We start from the raw sequence: 14,923 nt of genomic DNA on the forward strand, positions 1-14,923 counted from the left end.
GGCGGTCGGCGGTGGCGCCGGGGCGGCCGGGTGAGGCGGGGTCGGCTGGCCGGGGGGCGGCCGGGGCGTTGCGCTCTGGGCGGATTCGGCGTCGGTGGGCTGCGCGGTGCTTCCGCGCGCCGGATAGGGTCGTGGGTATGACGCACCAGGTGCACGCCTTCGAGCCGCCGGAGCGGTTCGTCGCCGGGACGGTCGGCCCGCCGGGGGAGCGTACGTTCTTCCTCCAGGCGCGGGGCGGCGGCCGGCTGGTCAGCGTCGCGCTGGAGAAGGTCCAGGTGTCGCTGCTCGCCGAGAAGCTCGAAGAACTGCTCTCCGAGGCGCAACGCCGGTTCGGCGTGGAGCTTCCGGAGGCGGCCCCGCCGGTGGGGGGCGACAACGAGCCGTTGGACACCCCGGTCGACGAGGAGTTCCGGGTCGGCACGCTGGGGCTGGCCTTCGACGTCGACACCGCCACCGTGGTGATCGAGGCGATCGCCGTCGGTGAGGCGGAGGCCGAGGTCGAGCTGGGCGACGCCGACGACGACGTCGACGAGGAGCCGGACGAGCCGGACGACGACCTCGACCGGCTCCGGGTGCGGCTGACCCCCGAGGCGACCCGCGAGTTCATCGAGCGCGCCAAGCGGGTGGTCAACGCCGGCCGGCCGCCCTGCCCGCTCTGCGGTCAGCCGCTCGACCCGGCCGGTCACCTCTGCCCCCGGCACAACGGTTATCACCGGTGACCTCGTCGGAACTTCAGCCCCGACAGGACGGCGCCGAGGCGTTGCGGTTGCTCGCCGACGGTGAGCTGACCCTGGAGGGGCGGTTGGTCGACGCCTCGAACGCCACGCTGCGCGGTGTCATCGCCCTCGGCGACGTCACCGCCCACTGCGTCTACAAGCCGGTACGCGGTGAGCGCCCGCTGTGGGACTTCCCGGACGGCACGCTCGCCGGCCGGGAGGTGGCCGCCTACCTGGTCTCCCGCGCCAGCGGATGGGACCTGGTGCCGCCGACCGTGCTGCGCGACGGCCCCTTCGGGCCCGGCTCCTGCCAGCTCTGGATCGACGAGCCGTCCGACGCCGAGCCGCTCGTCGGGTTCGTCCCGGCCGAGTCGGTGCCGCCGCGCTGGTTCCCGGTGGCCGCGGCCCGTGACGACGACGGTGCGCCGTACGCGCTGGCGCACGCCGACGATCCCCGCCTGGCCCGGCTGGCCGTCCTCGACGCGGTGATCAACAACGCCGACCGCAAGGGCGGTCACGTGCTCGTGGGTGCGGACGACCGGATCTACGGCGTCGACCACGGCGTGACCTTTCACGCGGAGGACAAGCTGCGCACGGTGCTCTGGGGCTGGGCCGGCCGCCGACTCCCGCCGGACGCGCTCGAGATGCTCGCCGGCCTCGCCGGTCACCTCGGTGGCGCGCTCGGCGAGGAACTGTCCGCGCACCTCACCATCGGTGAGCTGGCGGCGCTCGCCGACCGGGTGGAGCGGCTGCGGGACACCGGCCGCTTCCCGCTGCCGCCGGAGGAGTGGCCGGCCATGCCCTGGCCGCCGATGTGAGTCGCTGTCGCGTTGATCACCTGTGGGGTGGCACCCGAGCGCCTGACGGATCGTTAGGCTGGCGGTCATGGAGTCTTGGGCGGGACACGAGGTGCCACGGCTGCCGGGTGAGGGCGCACCACTGAGGTTGTACGACTCGGCCCGGCAGGGCCCGCAGCTCAGCGAGCCCGACGGCGACGCCTCGATGTACGTGTGCGGCATCACCCCGTACGACGCCACCCACCTCGGACACGCCGCCACCATGATCACGTTCGACCTGGTGCAGCGGATGTGGCGCGACGCCGGCCGGACGGTGCGTTACGTGCAGAACGTCACCGACATCGACGACCCGCTGCTGGAGCGGGCCGAGCGCGACGGCGAGGACTGGAAGGTCCTGGCCATGCGGGAGACCGCGCTGTTCCGTGAGGACATGGAGGCGTTGCGGATCATTCCGCCGGCGCACTACGTGGGCGCGGTCGAGTCGATCCCGGACATCGCGGAGAAGGTGCTCGTGCTGCTCAAGGACGGCGCGGCATACCGGCTCGACGACGGCACCGGCGACGTCTACTTCGACATCTCCGCAGCCCCGGCGTTCGGCTACGAGTCGAACCTGTCCCGCGAGCAGATGCTGGAGATCTTCCCGGAGCGCGGCGGTGACCCCGACCGCGCCGGCAAGCGGGACCCGCTCGACCCGCTGCTGTGGCGCGGCGCCCGCGAGGGCGAGCCGTCCTGGCCCGGCGGCGACCTGGGCGCCGGCCGCCCCGGCTGGCACATCGAGTGCGCGGTCATCGCGCTGAACCTGCTCGGCGACCGGATCGACGTGCAGGGCGGCGGCAACGACCTGATCTTCCCGCACCACGAGTGTTCCGCGGCGCACGCGGAGCGGCTCACCGGTGAGGCGCCGTTCGCCGACCACTACGTGCACGCCGGCATGATCGGCCTGGACGGCGAGAAGATGTCGAAGTCCAAGGGCAACCTGGTCTTCGTGTCCCGGCTGCGGGCCGACCGGGTCGACCCGATGGCGGTGCGCCTGGCGCTGATCAGCGGCCACTACCGCAGTGACCGCTCCTGGACCGACGAGCTGCTCGTCGAGGCGCAGCAGCGGCTGGACCGCTGGCGGCGGGCCGCCGCCGCGCCGGCCGGGCCGTCGGGGTCGGCGTTGCTGGCCGAGGTACGCGAGCGCCTGGCCGACGACCTGGACACGCCGGGCGCCCTGGCGGCGGCCGACCGCTGGGCCGAAGGCGCCCTGAACGGCGTGACCGAGGACGAGACCGCTCCTGCCCTCTTCCGCGACACGGTCGACGCCCTGCTCGGCGTCCGCCTGTAAGGAAGGGCCCCTTCTTAACGCCTGCGGTAGAGGCAGGGCCCCTTCTTAACACCAGCTGATGGAGCGCGGCCCCCTCCCTGTCGCGCAGGCGGGCCAACGGCTGTCGGGGCGGGTACCGGCGTCGCGTACCTCCGGGGCGGGTGGTGGCGGCGCGGCTGCCGCCAGATGCCGCGGCGGATCAGCCCAGGACGAAGCCGGGGTCCGGGTCCTGCTCGGGCGCGGGGGCGGGGATCTTGTACTCCTCGGTGAGCGTGGTCATGGGGCCGGGCCAGGTGGCCTGGGCGACCTCGATCGGCTTGTGCCGCTCGTCGAAGGCGACGTGCAGCAGGTGCAGCACCGGGGTGTCCGGGCGGATCTGGAGGATCTCCGCCTCCTCCCGGCTCGGCTGGCGGGCGCTGATGGTGTCCGTGGCGGTGACGTAGCGGCGGCCGGTGGCCTCCTCCGCCTCCTGGTAGAGCGGCCGGCCGAACGCCTCGGCGCGCTCCAGTGACGTGCCGGCGGTGTCGGCGGGCAGGAACCACGACGCGCCGACCTCGACCGGGGAGTCGTCGGTGCGTACCAGGTGCCGCCGACAGAGCAGCTCGGTGCCGTCGGCGACGCCGAACGCGTCGGCCACCTCCGCCGGGGCGGGGGAGCGGCCGACCGAGACCAGCTGTTGGCGGTACCGGGCGGCCAGATCCGTGTGGTAGCCGCGGAAGCCGCCGTACCGGCCCCGGGCCAGGCGGTTGAGGCGGCGGCGGGTGCCGCGCACATACGTACCGGAGCCGGGTTTGGTGATCAGGACGCCCTCGACCCGCAGCTGGTCGACGGCGCGCTGCACGGTCTGCTTGGCCACACCGAACATCTCGGCGATGGCCGGGATGGACGGCAGCCGCTCGCCCGGCCCCCAGTCGCCGCGGCGCACCTGGGCCTTGAGCTGCGCGGCGATCTGCCGGTGCGGGAACTCGGCCGCGCCCGGGTTGATCTGCATGCAGGCCTCCTCAGAACAGCTAGGTTCCTAGGATGCCGTAGGAGACGTGACAGCGCCACCGTTGACACGAAGAAGCCGGGCCCACAAGGGACCCGGCCTTCGTGGACCGAACTACCAGGAGCCGGCGGTGGGGCCGGCGGAACCGCCGCGGCGGCGCAGGTACTTCTCGAACTCCTGGGCGATCTCGTCCCCGGTCAACGGGGTGATGCCGGCGTCGCCGACGCGTTCCTCCAGCTCCCGCACGTACTCACCGAGTTCGGCGTCCTGCTCGGCGGCGCTGCGCACCCGCTGCTCCCACTCGGCGGCCTCCTCGGCCAGGTCGGCCATCGGCACCGGCAGGTCGAGCACCTCCTCGACCCGGTGCAGCAGCGCCAGCGTCGCCTTGGGGCAGGGCGGGTTGTTGGCGTAGTGCGGCACGTGCACCCAGAACGACACCGCGTCGACCTCGGCCCGGGTGCAGGCGTCGTGCAGCACCCCGACGATGCCGGTCGGGCCGTCGTAGCGGGTGGGGGTGAGCTGGTAGCGCTTGGCCGCGTCGGCGTCCGAGGCGCTGCCGCTGATCGGCAGCGGCCGGGTGTAGGGAACGTCGGCCAGCAGCGCGCCGAGCAGCACCACCCGCTCGACCTCCAGGCTGTGGCAGATCTCCAGCACCTGCTCGCAGAAGGTGCGCCAGCGCATGCTCGGCTCGATGCCCCGGATCAGCACCACGTCGCGCTCGGTGCCGTCCGGGCTGGCCACCATGAAGCGGGTGGTCGGCCACTCGACCCGACGGGTCTCCCCGTCGGCCATGGTGATGGTCGGCCGGCTGACCTGGAAGTCGTAGAAGTCCTCCGGGTCCAGCTCGGTCACCTGCCGGGCCTGCCAGACCTGCTCCAGATGCTCCACGGCGGCGGTCGAGGCGTCCGCGGCGTCGTTCCAGCCCTCGAAGGCCGCGATGGCGACCGGGGAGCGCAGAACCGGCAGCCCGTCGAACTCGGTCACGCCGTCACCTCGCCCTGCTCGTCGGGAGCGGCGCCGCTCCATCGCACCGTCGCGTCCCTGATGTCCTTCACGTCCGTCAGCCTACGTGCCGCCGCCGGGGCCGGCCCGTCGGCCGCGCCGGTCGCCCGGCTGGACCACCCGGGCGAACCGGACGAAGGGTACGCAGTGATCCGCCCGACACTATGTGGGATGCCCCCGTTGGTGTGACCAGGCCGTCGCCGCGCGCACTAACCTGGCCCTGTGCCTACTTCGTTGCGTGAGCTGCTGGCGGACCGGATCCTGATCGCCGACGGAGCGATGGGGACGATGCTCCACGCGGCCGACCTCACCCTGGACGACTTCGACGGCCTCGAGGGCTGCAACGAGATCCTCAACGTCACCCGGCCCGACGTGGTCCGCGGCGTGCACGACGCCTACCTGGCCGCCGGCGCGGACTGCGTGGAGACCAACACGTTCGGGGCCAACCTGCCCAACCTCGCCGAGTACGGCATCGCCGACCGGATCCGGGAGCTGTCCGAGGCCGCCGCGCGGATCGCCCGGGAGGCCGCCGACGCCTACGCCACGCCGGAGTGGCCACGGTTCGTGCTCGGCTCGATGGGGCCGGGCACCAAGCTGCCGACCCTGGGCCACGCGAGCTACGCCTCGCTGCGCGACGCGTACCAGGAGAACGCCGCCGGCATGATCGCCGGCGGCGCGGACGCGCTGATCGTCGAGACCTGCCAGGACCTGCTCCAGGTCAAGGCCGCGGTCGTCGGTGCGAAGCGGGCCCGGGACGAGGCGGGCCGGGACGTGCCGATCATCTGCCAGGTGGCCGTGGAGACCACCGGCACGATGCTGCTGGGCAGCGAGATCGGCGCCGCGCTGACCGCGATCGAGCCGCTCGGGGTCGACCTGATCGGGCTCAACTGTTCCACCGGGCCGGCCGAGATGGGCGAGCACCTGCGCTACCTGTCCCGCCACTCACGCGTCCCGGTGTCGGTGATGCCGAACGCCGGCCTGCCGGTGCTGACCGCCGACGGCGCCTACTTCCCGCTCGGCCCCGAGGAGATGGCCGACGCGCTGGAGCAGTTCGTCGACGACTACGGCGTCGGCCTGATCGGCGGCTGCTGCGGCACCACGCCGGAGCACATCCGGGTGCTGGTGGAGCGGCTGGGCGGGCGCCGGCCGGTGGCCCGGGCGCCCGAGCCGGAGGCCGGCGTCTCCTCGATCTACCACCACGTGCCGTTCGCGCAGGACGCAAGCGTCCTGATGGTGGGGGAGCGCACCAACGCCAACGGCTCGAAGGCGTTCCGCGAGGCGATGCTGGCCGCCGACTGGCAGGCCTGCGTCGAGACCGCCCGCAACCAGGCCCGCGACGGCTCGCACCTGCTCGACCTCTGCGTCGACTACGTCGGCCGCGACGGCACGCAGGACATGCGGGAGCTGGCCGGCCGGTTCGCCACCGCGTCCACCCTGCCGATCGTGCTCGACTCCACCGAGCCGGCGGTGATCGAGGCCGGGTTGGAGATGCTCGGTGGCCGGTGCGTGGTCAACTCGGTCAACTTCGAGGACGGTGACGGGCCCGAGTCCCGCTACGCGCGGATCATGCCGGTGGTCAAGGAGCACGGCGCCGCCGTCGTGGCGCTGCTCATCGACGAGGAGGGCCAGGCCCGCACGCGGGAGTGGAAGGTACGGGTGGCCGGCCGGCTGATCGACGACCTGACCGGCCGGTGGGGGCTGCGCCGGGAGGACATCCTCATCGACGCGCTGACGTTCCCGATCGCCACCGGGCAGGAGGAGACGCGCCGCGACGGCATCGAGACGATCGAGGCGATCCGGGAGATCAGCGCCCGCTGGCCCGGGGTCAACTTCACCGCCGGCATCTCCAACGTGTCGTTCGGGCTCAACCCGGCGGCCCGGCAGGTGCTCAACTCGGTGTTCCTGCACGAGTGCGTGCAGGCTGGCCTGACCTCGGCGATCGTGCACGCCAGCAAGATCCTGCCGATGTCGAAGATCCCGGACGAGCAGCGCGAGGTGGCGCTGGACCTGGTCTACGACCGCCGCCGCGAGGGCTACGACCCGGTGCAGCGGTTCATCGAGGTCTTCGAGGGCGTGGACGCGGCGTCGGCGCGGGCCACCCGGGCCGAGGAGTTGGCCGCGCTGCCGCTGGACGAGCGGCTGAAGCGGCGGATCGTCGACGGCGAGCGCAACGGCCTGGAAGCCGACCTGGACACCGCGATGGCCGAGGGGCGCACGCCGTTGTCCATCATCAACGACCTGCTGCTGGACGGCATGAAGGTGGTCGGGGAGCTGTTCGGCTCCGGGCAGATGCAGCTGCCGTTCGTGCTCCAGTCCGCCGAGGTGATGAAGACCGCGGTGGCGTATCTGGAGCCGCACATGGAGAAGACGGACGACGACGGCAAGGGTCGTATCGTGCTCGCCACGGTGAAGGGCGACGTGCACGACATCGGCAAGAACCTGGTCGACATCATCCTGTCCAACAACGGCTACGACGTGGTCAACATCGGCATCAAGCAGCCGATCGCCGCGATCCTCGACGCGGCCGAGGAGCACCGGGCCGACGCCATCGGCATGTCCGGGCTGCTGGTCAAGAGCACGGTCATCATGAAGGAGAACCTCGCCGAGATGGCTGAGCGGGGCGTGGCCGACCGCTGGCCGGTGCTGCTCGGCGGCGCGGCGCTGACCCGCGCGTACGTCGAGGACGACCTGCGGTCGATCTATCCCGGGCAGGTGCACTACGCCCGGGACGCGTTCGAGGGGCTGTCCCTGATGGACCGCGTGATGGCGGCCAAGCGGGGCGGCGCGCCGGTGGTGGACCCGGAGCGGGAGGCCGCGCTGGCGGCCCGCCGGGAGCGGCGCGAGCGGCAGCGGGCCATGGTCCGGGAGGTGCTGCCCGAGCTGGACGACGCCTCGGTCCGCTCCGACGTGGCGGTGGAGGTGGCGGTGCCCACGCCGCCGTTCTTCGGCACCCGGGTGGTCAAGGGCGTGCCGCTGGCCGACTACGCGGCGCTGCTCGACGAGCGGGCCACGTTCCTCGGCCAGTGGGGGCTGCGCGGCGCCCGCGGCGGCAAGGGCCCGTCGTACGAGGAGCTGGTGGAGACCGAGGGCCGGCCCCGGCTGCGCTACTGGCTGGACCGGCTCATCTCCGACCAGGTGCTGGAGGCGGCCGTGGTGTACGGCTACTTCCCGGCGTACTCCGAGGGCAACGACCTGGTGGTGCTGGACGAGAACGGGCACAGCGAGCGGGCCCGGTTCTCCTTCCCGCGGCAGCGGCAGGAACGCCGGCTGTGCCTGGCCGACTTCTTCCGCCCGCGCGGCGAGCAGCTCGACGTGGTGGCGTTGCAGCTGGTCACCGTGGGGCAGCCGATCAGCGAGTACACGGCGAAGATGTTCGCGGCCAACGAGTACCGCGACTACCTGGAGGTGCACGGCCTGTCGGTGCAGCTCACCGAGGCCCTCGCCGAGTACTGGCACCGGCGGATCCGGGCCGAGCTGGTGCTGCCCGGCGGCGGCCGGGTCGCCGACGACGACCCGGCCGACCTGGCCGGACTGCTGCGCACCGACTACCGGGGCTGCCGGTACGCGTTCGGCTATCCGGCCTGCCCCGACCTGGAGGACCGGGCGAAGATCGTGGAGCTGCTGGGCGCGGAGCGGATCGGGGTGCAGCTGTCCGAGGAGTTCCAGCTGGTGCCGGAGCAGGCCACCGACGCCATCGTCGTGCACCACCCGGAGGCGAGCTACTTCAACGCCAAGTGACGCCGTCGACGCCCCTGATCCGCGGGAACATCACGGTGACCGCAGAGGTTCGCCGGGTCGGATGCCTTACAGGCTGTTGACGTAGAAGGTGGTGAGCCGTTCGACGGCGGCGTCGACGTATGCGGGCTCGTCGTACATCTCGTAGTGGCCGGCGCCGTCGATCACCATGAGGTCGACGGGGTTGGGGGCCAGCTTCCACAGCTGCATGCCCATGTCGTAGGAGCCGGTGTTGCCGATGCGTCCGGCGAGGATGACCTGCAGCGGCTGGGTCATGAGCTGATCGGCCAAGTGGAAGGCGTCATAGCCCAGCAGGAGGGAGTCGCCGCGCAGGAGGCGCCGGTTCGTGGAGTGTTCGTTGCCGCCGCGCTCGGTGCGGTAGTAGGTGACGGCCTGAGTGGTGTCGATGTCGGTCAGGCCCGCTGCCGTGGCGTCCTCAAGGGTGTCGGGCAGCCAGTTCACGCGGGTCATCTCGCCGGAGCGGGCCTCTTCGGTCCGTGCGTCCGCGAGGGCGTCGAGTGCTGCGGCCGGACCGTCGGGGGAGAAGCTGCGGAACGCTTCGCCGACGTTGACGGGGACGACCGTGCCGACCGCCTTGATGCGGTGGTCCGTGCGGGCGGTGTGTACGGCGTAGCCGCCACCGGCGCAGATGCCGAGGACGCCGATGCGCTGCGGGTCGATGCCGGCGGTCGTGGTGAGCATGTCGATGGCGTAGGAGATGTCCTCACCGCGGCGGTAGGGGTCTTCGAGGTCGCGGGGCTCGCCCTCGCTCTGGCCCTGATGGGCGGGGTCGAGGACGAGCGCGGCGATGCCGTGGGCGGCGAGACGGGTGGCGTAGTTGGCGCCGATCTGCTCCTTCACGCTGCTGCCCGGGGTGGAGAGCACCACGGCGGGCCGCGGTGCGCTGCTGTCGGCGTCGTCGGGCAGGTGAAGGTCCGCGGCGAGGTCGATGGGGCCGCGCGGGATCGTGAGGTGCTGAATCATGCTTGGCTTCCTTCGTGAGATCATTGTTCCAGGAGAGTCCAGTACAAGACCGCATTTTGTACGAGCTGAAACTAATACGAAACTGTACCACATGGATAGGGGGACCGCGTGTCGGTCGACGGGGCGCAGCTGTGGACGCTGAACCAGCGGCTGCTGGCAGTCGTGATGGATGCCTGCACGGAGGAGCTGACCGAGCTCGGGTTGGAGACGAAGGAGTTCTTCGTCCTGGCCGAGGTGGAGGCATCGCCGTACCCGGCCGAGATCGCGACCGCGCTGCTGCTGCCCAAGGCGAGCGTGACGGTCTACGTGCGCAACCTCGTCGCCAAGGGCTTCATCCGCCGCGAGATCGACGAGGCGGACCTGCGACGTCACCGGCTCGTACTGACCGACGAGGGCACGAAAGCACGCGATCGGGCACTTGCAGCCCTCGCAGCGGAGTACGACCGCAGGTTGGCGAGGGTCACCCCCCAGGACCGCATGGAGTTGCAGCGCATCCTCAAGGAGATGCTCTCGCCCGCATGAGTCCATGGTCACGAGCGGTCCGTCTGCCCGGTGAGCCCCTGCTCGCCAGTGCGGTGACCGCGTAGATTGTCGGCCCGGACGACCGCCCCGGCGAACCTTCCCGACAGAGCACCAGCCCACGTCGCAGGGCGTCGTCGACTCCGGAGAATAGGATCCGGACGTGGCGACGGCGGTGGCCAGGCTGGCCGTGATCGGGCCGCCCGGCGCGGAGACGGCCGAGGTGGCGTACCGCCTCGCCGGCCGGCTCGGGGTCCCCTCGATCTCCATCGTGGACGCGGTGCAGTCAGCGGTGCGTACGGGATCGGAGTTGGGCGACGAGTTGCGTCGATTCATGGACGCCGGGCAGGCGCCACCGCTCGAACTGGTCGTCGCGATCGTGCAGCGCCGGCTCGGCGAGCCTGACGCGGTCGACGGCTTCGTCTTCTGGACGGAGTCGCCGGTGCTGCCGGTGATGCGGTCGCTGGAGACGTCGGGGTTCCGCGTCGTCGAGCTGGTCCTGGCCGATGCCGAGGCGGCACGGCGGTTGACGGGACGCCGCCTGTGCCGGGGCTGCGGCAGGGTCTGGCACGTCGAGTCGGCACCGACACAGGTCGACGGTGTCTGCGACCGTTGCGGTAGCGGGTTGGTCCATCGGGAGGACGATTTCCCTGCGGCCGTCGCCCGCCAACTGGGCGTGCACCACCGGCACAGCGCTCCCGTGCTGGCCCGCTACCGCTTCGCCGGTTCCCTGATCAGCGTCGATGCCGCCCGGCCGGCGGAGGAGATCACCACCGAGCTGGCCGGTCGACTCGCGCGGGGTTGACCGACCACGTGGGTCGAGCCGAGACGGCGCGTGTGGCGTCCCGGCCTTCGAGCCGGTGGATCAGGGCACCTGTCACCACTGCTCAGCCTCAGGGAATGCGCACCGCGTCCGGCTGGAAGATCTCGAGCTGGCCAGGGTACGGAGTGGGCGGATCCGGTTCCGGCAGGAGTTCCGCGGCCTCGGCGGCGAGACGGTCGATCGTCTCGACGGGCATGGAGAAGGCGATGTGCCAGGTCTCGTCGTCGTGGCCGATCAGGGCGGTGACGGTGTCGTCGTTGATGGCCCAGTGCACCGGTATGCCGGCGGCGTCGTCGATCTGCAGTGCGCGTCGCGCGGACCAGTCGGCCTGGCGGATGGACCGCAGGCGCGCGAGTTCGCTGAGGTGGGCCCAGAAGTGGAACTCCCACGTGGGCGTTTGCAGCATCACCACCACCACGGCGGGATCGTCACCGCTGCGATCGATCGACACACTGGCCATCGGGAAAGGATGACAGACGGCCTCGAAGCCGTCCCACGGGCTGGTGCCGGGCGCCCGTAGCGTCGGGGTCACGCCGGGTGGCACCATGCGTCCGGTGAGTTGGGCTTTGCTTGTCACGCCGCTGCACGTCGCGGCCGCGGACGGCGCACTCGGGTGGGCCGCCGACGCCGGGTCGTCCTTCGGCCTGCCCGAGGAGCCCCCGGCCGCCCGCGAGCTGCCGACGGTGGCGCAGGTCCTGGCCGCGTTCCGGGAGGCCGGGTGTCACGGCGTGCCGTGGTTCCGGGTCGTCGGGCATGATCCGGCCCGGGATCTTCCGGGCTGCCCGGACCCCGCCACCTGTGCGTCGACGGGAGGCAGGGACCTGGGCGAGGTCAGTCTGGGCGTCGACGGCGCGGACGGTGACGAACCGGTGGAGCTGGACCGGGCCGTGCGTGACGTCGGGTTCCGCAAGCCGTCCGGCGCCGCGGCGCTGGCCGCGGTGGTGGCGCTGGCGTCGCGGGCGGGCCCGCTGATGGTGTTCGACGACGGTGTGGAGCACGTGGTCGTGGTGTCGCCGGGTGACGATCCGGTCGACCTGGCCCGACACTGGCCGTGGTAGCCGCGCGACGACGCCCGGCCGGCCGCTCTCTCGGAGGCGGTGGTCGGTGCCGAACCAGCACAGCAGGGACGGCAGGGCAAGTGGCACCAGGGTCGCCGCCACCAGCACCGGCCTCCCGACCGGCTGCACGGCCCGGAAGCGGCGCCACTGTCGGCGGTTGAGCAGCACGGTGGCGACCAGCAGCACGGTGGTTTCACGGCGACGGCGACCCGTGCCCCGACCGGCCCGTACGGAGTGACCACCTCGTCGCCGTCGGCCGCGCGGAGGTAGTAGGTCAGCGTGTCGACGGCACCGGCCGGCAGGATCGCGCCCGCGCCGGCGGCGAGCCAGACCGACGCGACCCGCAGCGGGTGCGGGTCGACCGCCTCTCGTGTCGCGACATCGGTGGGGCCGGCGACATCCGGGCGGAGCGTTCCGGGAGGCGGTCGACCCGCTCACAGCGCCGTGCCCCGGGCCCGGGCGGCGTCCGTCAGCGGTTGGCGGACCTGCCTGGGCAGGCTGTCCAGGATGTGCCGGCGGCGCGCGACGGGCATTCCCGCCGCGAGCACGGCCGCCCACCGGGCGGGCATCTCGGTCAGCAGGCGCCGTACCTGCTCGTCTCCGAGGCGGGCGACAACGGCGGCGGCCCGCGCCGGTGGCAGCCAGGCCAGCACCGTCGCCTGGCGGGCCGTCGGCATCGCCTCGACGAAGGCCTGCACGTCGGTGGGTACGTGGTCGAAGAGAATCCTCTCGCCGAGGATCGCGGCCACCCGTGCCGGCTCCATGGCGGACAGCGTGGCGTAGAGCCAGGCGCTGCCGAGGTGGGCCTCCAACTGGACGACGTCGTCGACAGTGGCAGTGGCCAGCTCGGCGGCGGCGTCCCGCGGGGACAGGCGGCCGATCCGCACGGGCCGGTGCAGGAGGTGCACCCGTCGCGGCGACATCGCCGACAGCACCGCCTCGGCCCGCTCCGGCGGCATCCGCACCAGGAACTTCGCCCCCTGCGAGAGGCCGTGATCGAGCAGCCCGGCCACCCAGGGCTGAGGGGCCCGGGACAGCAGGTCGGTGGCCCGGGTCTCGTCGAGCCGGTTGACCACGAGGACGGCCGATCCGGCCGGAAGCGCGGCCACCTCGGCGAGTGCCCGGTCGTCGGGCACGGCGGCCAGATCAGCGGCCATCTTGCGCGCGGCGTGGCTGTGCGCGAACCCGACGCGCCTGGCCCACAACTCGCGGTTGCGCCGGGGCAGGCGGTCCGTGTCGGCCGGAGGAGGCCACGACAGGGCGAGCACCTGGGCGGCGGGAAGACGCCGCAGCACGGTGTCCGCCGTCGTCCAGGACTCGAGATGCAGCAGCGCGGAGAGCCGGTCGTCGGACACCGTGCCCAGCAGCGCGGCCGACCGGTCCGGCGGCATGCCGTCCAGCAGCCCCGGGAGCCGATCCAGCGGGATCTCCACCAGAAGATCGGCGGCCCGGGCGACAGGCATCGCGCCGAGGACGTGCAGTGCCGGTTCCGGGGGGAGCAGCACCAGCCGCGCGGCGGCCAGCCCTTCGTCCATGCCGGCCAGCAGCGCCGCGCACCGGTCGCGGGGCAGCGCGGCGAGACGCCGTGCGGCGGACGCCTCGTCCATCTCCGCGAGGACCCAGCAGGCGTCGTCCTGGCTCATCGTCATGAGCTGGTCGACCGACTGCTGGACCGGCATGCTCGCCAGCCGCTGCGCGGCCGAGCGCGCCTGCCCGGCGTCGACGTAGATGTTGCCCTGCGCCACCTGGTAGATCCGTGCGCCGTCCTGGGCGGCGGCGTTCATCTCGACCCGGTCGGCGCCGGCCGGACCCGCTTCGTCAGCCATCGCCTCGCACGTGGAGGTCGCCCTGCCCCACCTGGTAGATCCGGCTGTGGTCGCTGGCCGTGGCCCGCTGGGTCACGTCGCCCCGCCACCTTCGGCCGGTCGCCCGCAGGGCGGGAACCAGGTCGTCGTCCAGCAGGCGCCGCAGTTCGACGGCGGCCTCCGGGTCGTGCGCCAGGAGACGGCGGAGTCGATGCTGCCACTGCTGGGCCAGCTCCGCCTCGAGGGCGGAGCGGTCACCGTCGGACGCGGCGACGAGATCCGCGCGGGTGTCCACCAGCTCGGCCTCGACGACCTCGGCGCGATCCGGATGGAAGCGCCGCCAGACGGTGTCGACAGCCGACTTCGCCGTCGACCACGCGTCGGTGGCCAGCAGCGCGACGACGGTCGTGCCCGCGGTGTTGGCCAGGGCCCACAGCTGCGGATCCACGCGGAGACTCCCCACTGTCGACGACGGTCGTCGATCCAGCGTAGATGACCCACGCCGCGCCGGTGGGGCAGCAGAACCGCGCCGACGTCCTGATGCGGGCGTACGCCGAGCGCCGGTCGCGGCCGTCGGACCCCTGACGAAAGTGAGGGTGCGGGCCTGCCGTCCGGGGGGTGCGCCGGACCGTCGACGGTCCCTACCGTCCCCCGATGACCTTCATTCGCAGGCTGATACCGGCCGTGCTGATCCTCGCCGCCGGCGTCGGGGCCGTGGGGACGCTCGCTCCGGGTGGCCTCGGCGACCCCCGGCCGCAGGTGGTGACCGGGGGCGTCTCGGCCGACCTGTACCGCGACGTCGTCGGGGTGCCGGCGGACGTCGTCCGGCTCGGTGAGCACGTGGCGCTCGGCGCGCCGCTGGCCCTCTCCGTCGCGCTCGCGTGGGTCGGCTGGGTCGGATGGCGGCGGCGCACCGCAGCGACCGCCGTCGTCGCGCTCACGGCCGCGGGTGCCGTCCTGGCGTACGTCACGAGCGAGGCGCTCAAGCTCGTCGTGGATCAGGAGCGACCCTGTCGGGCCATCGCCGACGTACCCGGCTGGGTGCCGTGTCCGCCGGCCGGGGACTGGTCGTTCCCCAGCAACCACGCGACCGTCGCCGGTGCCCTCGCGACCGGGTTGGTGCTGGCCGCGCCCCGGCTGGCCGGGTTCGCGGTGCCGGCCGAGATCGGAAGAGCGTCGTGTAGGGAAAG

13 protein-coding genes are annotated in these 14,923 nt (G+C 72.6%); 7 read left to right on the top strand and 6 right to left on the bottom strand.

Features of this window, described 5'->3' with window-relative positions:
- Positions 1-137 precede the first annotated feature (137 nt).
- The 3 genes from HUW36_RS12065 (at position 138) to mshC (ending at position 2,840) form a co-directional block, all read left to right on the top strand.
- Entirely contained in the window at positions 138-719 is a 582-nt protein-coding gene (locus HUW36_RS12065; RefSeq protein WP_174528232.1) for a DUF3090 domain-containing protein, read from the top strand.
- Positions 716-1,534, top strand: a complete 819-nt coding sequence (locus tag HUW36_RS12070) for an SCO1664 family protein (protein WP_174528233.1) — start codon at positions 716-718, stop codon at positions 1,532-1,534. The genes HUW36_RS12065 and HUW36_RS12070 overlap by 4 nt, the downstream gene beginning before the upstream one ends.
- Before the next feature lie 67 nt (positions 1,535-1,601).
- Positions 1,602-2,840, top strand: a complete 1,239-nt coding sequence (gene mshC / locus HUW36_RS12075) for a cysteine--1-D-myo-inosityl 2-amino-2-deoxy-alpha-D-glucopyranoside ligase (RefSeq protein ID WP_174528234.1) — start codon at positions 1,602-1,604, stop codon at positions 2,838-2,840.
- Positions 2,841-3,018: 178 nt separating this feature from the next.
- Here mshC and HUW36_RS12080 read toward each other — a convergent pair whose 3' ends face one another.
- Both HUW36_RS12080 and HUW36_RS12085 read right to left on the bottom strand, forming a co-directional pair.
- Positions 3,019-3,810, bottom strand: a complete 792-nt coding sequence (locus HUW36_RS12080) for a GntR family transcriptional regulator (protein WP_174528235.1) — start codon at positions 3,808-3,810, stop codon at positions 3,019-3,021.
- A gap of 111 nt (positions 3,811-3,921) precedes the next feature.
- Positions 3,922-4,791 carry a PAC2 family protein gene (locus HUW36_RS12085; protein WP_091575251.1) on the bottom strand — a complete coding sequence of 290 codons (870 nt, stop codon included), beginning with the start codon at positions 4,789-4,791 and terminating at the stop codon, positions 3,922-3,924.
- Positions 4,792-5,031: 240 nt separating this feature from the next.
- On the opposite strand from HUW36_RS12085, the gene metH reads away from it, so the two are divergent.
- Positions 5,032-8,547: a methionine synthase gene (gene metH / locus HUW36_RS12090; protein WP_174528236.1), complete on the top strand. Its 3,516-nt coding sequence runs from the start codon at positions 5,032-5,034 to the stop codon at positions 8,545-8,547.
- A 66-nt stretch (positions 8,548-8,613) separates the two neighbouring features.
- On the opposite strand, the gene HUW36_RS12095 is transcribed toward metH, so the two are convergent.
- Positions 8,614-9,528 carry an alpha/beta hydrolase gene (locus tag HUW36_RS12095; protein ID WP_174528237.1) on the bottom strand — a complete coding sequence of 305 codons (915 nt, stop codon included), beginning with the start codon at positions 9,526-9,528 and terminating at the stop codon, positions 8,614-8,616.
- 108 nt (positions 9,529-9,636) lie between these two features.
- Here HUW36_RS12095 and HUW36_RS12100 point away from each other — a divergent pair, with 108 nt between their 5' ends.
- Both HUW36_RS12100 and HUW36_RS12105 read left to right on the top strand, forming a co-directional pair.
- Positions 9,637-10,050: a MarR family winged helix-turn-helix transcriptional regulator gene (locus HUW36_RS12100; RefSeq protein ID WP_174528238.1), complete on the top strand. Its 414-nt coding sequence runs from the start codon at positions 9,637-9,639 to the stop codon at positions 10,048-10,050.
- Positions 10,051-10,210: 160 nt separating this feature from the next.
- Entirely contained in the window at positions 10,211-10,852 is a 642-nt protein-coding gene (locus HUW36_RS12105) for an adenylate kinase family protein (protein ID WP_174528239.1), read from the top strand.
- 88 nt (positions 10,853-10,940) lie between these two features.
- Here the strand turns inward: HUW36_RS12105 and HUW36_RS12110 are convergent, their stop codons facing one another.
- A complete protein-coding gene (locus HUW36_RS12110) occupies positions 10,941-11,330 on the bottom strand; it encodes a hypothetical protein (protein WP_174528240.1) in 390 nt (129 codons plus the stop codon).
- Positions 11,331-11,424: 94 nt separating this feature from the next.
- Here HUW36_RS12110 and HUW36_RS12115 point away from each other — a divergent pair, with 94 nt between their 5' ends.
- Positions 11,425-11,928 (top strand): hypothetical protein, encoded by a 504-nt coding sequence (locus tag HUW36_RS12115; protein ID WP_174528241.1) that lies wholly within the window; start codon positions 11,425-11,427, stop codon positions 11,926-11,928.
- A 434-nt stretch (positions 11,929-12,362) separates the two neighbouring features.
- Here HUW36_RS12115 and HUW36_RS12120 read toward each other — a convergent pair whose 3' ends face one another.
- Both HUW36_RS12120 and HUW36_RS12125 read right to left on the bottom strand, forming a co-directional pair.
- On the bottom strand, positions 12,363-13,754 hold the full coding sequence (locus tag HUW36_RS12120; RefSeq protein WP_174528242.1) for a magnesium transporter MgtE N-terminal domain-containing protein: 1,392 nt from the start codon (positions 13,752-13,754) through the stop codon (positions 12,363-12,365).
- Positions 13,747-14,181, bottom strand: coding sequence for a hypothetical protein (locus tag HUW36_RS12125; protein ID WP_174528243.1), 435 nt, complete (start codon positions 14,179-14,181; stop codon positions 13,747-13,749). The genes HUW36_RS12120 and HUW36_RS12125 overlap by 8 nt, the downstream gene beginning before the upstream one ends.
- Positions 14,182-14,923 lie beyond the last annotated feature (742 nt).

Source organism: Micromonospora maritima (assembly GCF_902825405.1).
In the GTDB taxonomy this organism is placed as follows: domain Bacteria; phylum Actinomycetota; class Actinomycetes; order Mycobacteriales; family Micromonosporaceae; genus Micromonospora; species Micromonospora maritima.

Excerpts from the sequence above, each read along its gene's own strand:
- HUW36_RS12065 (WP_174528232.1), top strand. The coding sequence starts at position 138 with ATGACGCACCAGGTGCACGCCTTCGAGCCGCCGGAGCGGTTCGTCGCC.
- mshC (WP_174528234.1), top strand. The coding sequence starts at position 1,602 with ATGGAGTCTTGGGCGGGACACGAGGTGCCACGGCTGCCGGGTGAGGGC.
- HUW36_RS12080 (WP_174528235.1), bottom strand. The coding sequence starts at position 3,810 with ATGCAGATCAACCCGGGCGCGGCCGAGTTCCCGCACCGGCAGATCGCC.
- HUW36_RS12095 (WP_174528237.1), bottom strand. The coding sequence starts at position 9,528 with ATGATTCAGCACCTCACGATCCCGCGCGGCCCCATCGACCTCGCCGCG.
- HUW36_RS12110 (WP_174528240.1), bottom strand. The coding sequence starts at position 11,330 with ATGGCCAGTGTGTCGATCGATCGCAGCGGTGACGATCCCGCCGTGGTG.
- HUW36_RS12120 (WP_174528242.1), bottom strand. The coding sequence starts at position 13,754 with ATGGCTGACGAAGCGGGTCCGGCCGGCGCCGACCGGGTCGAGATGAAC.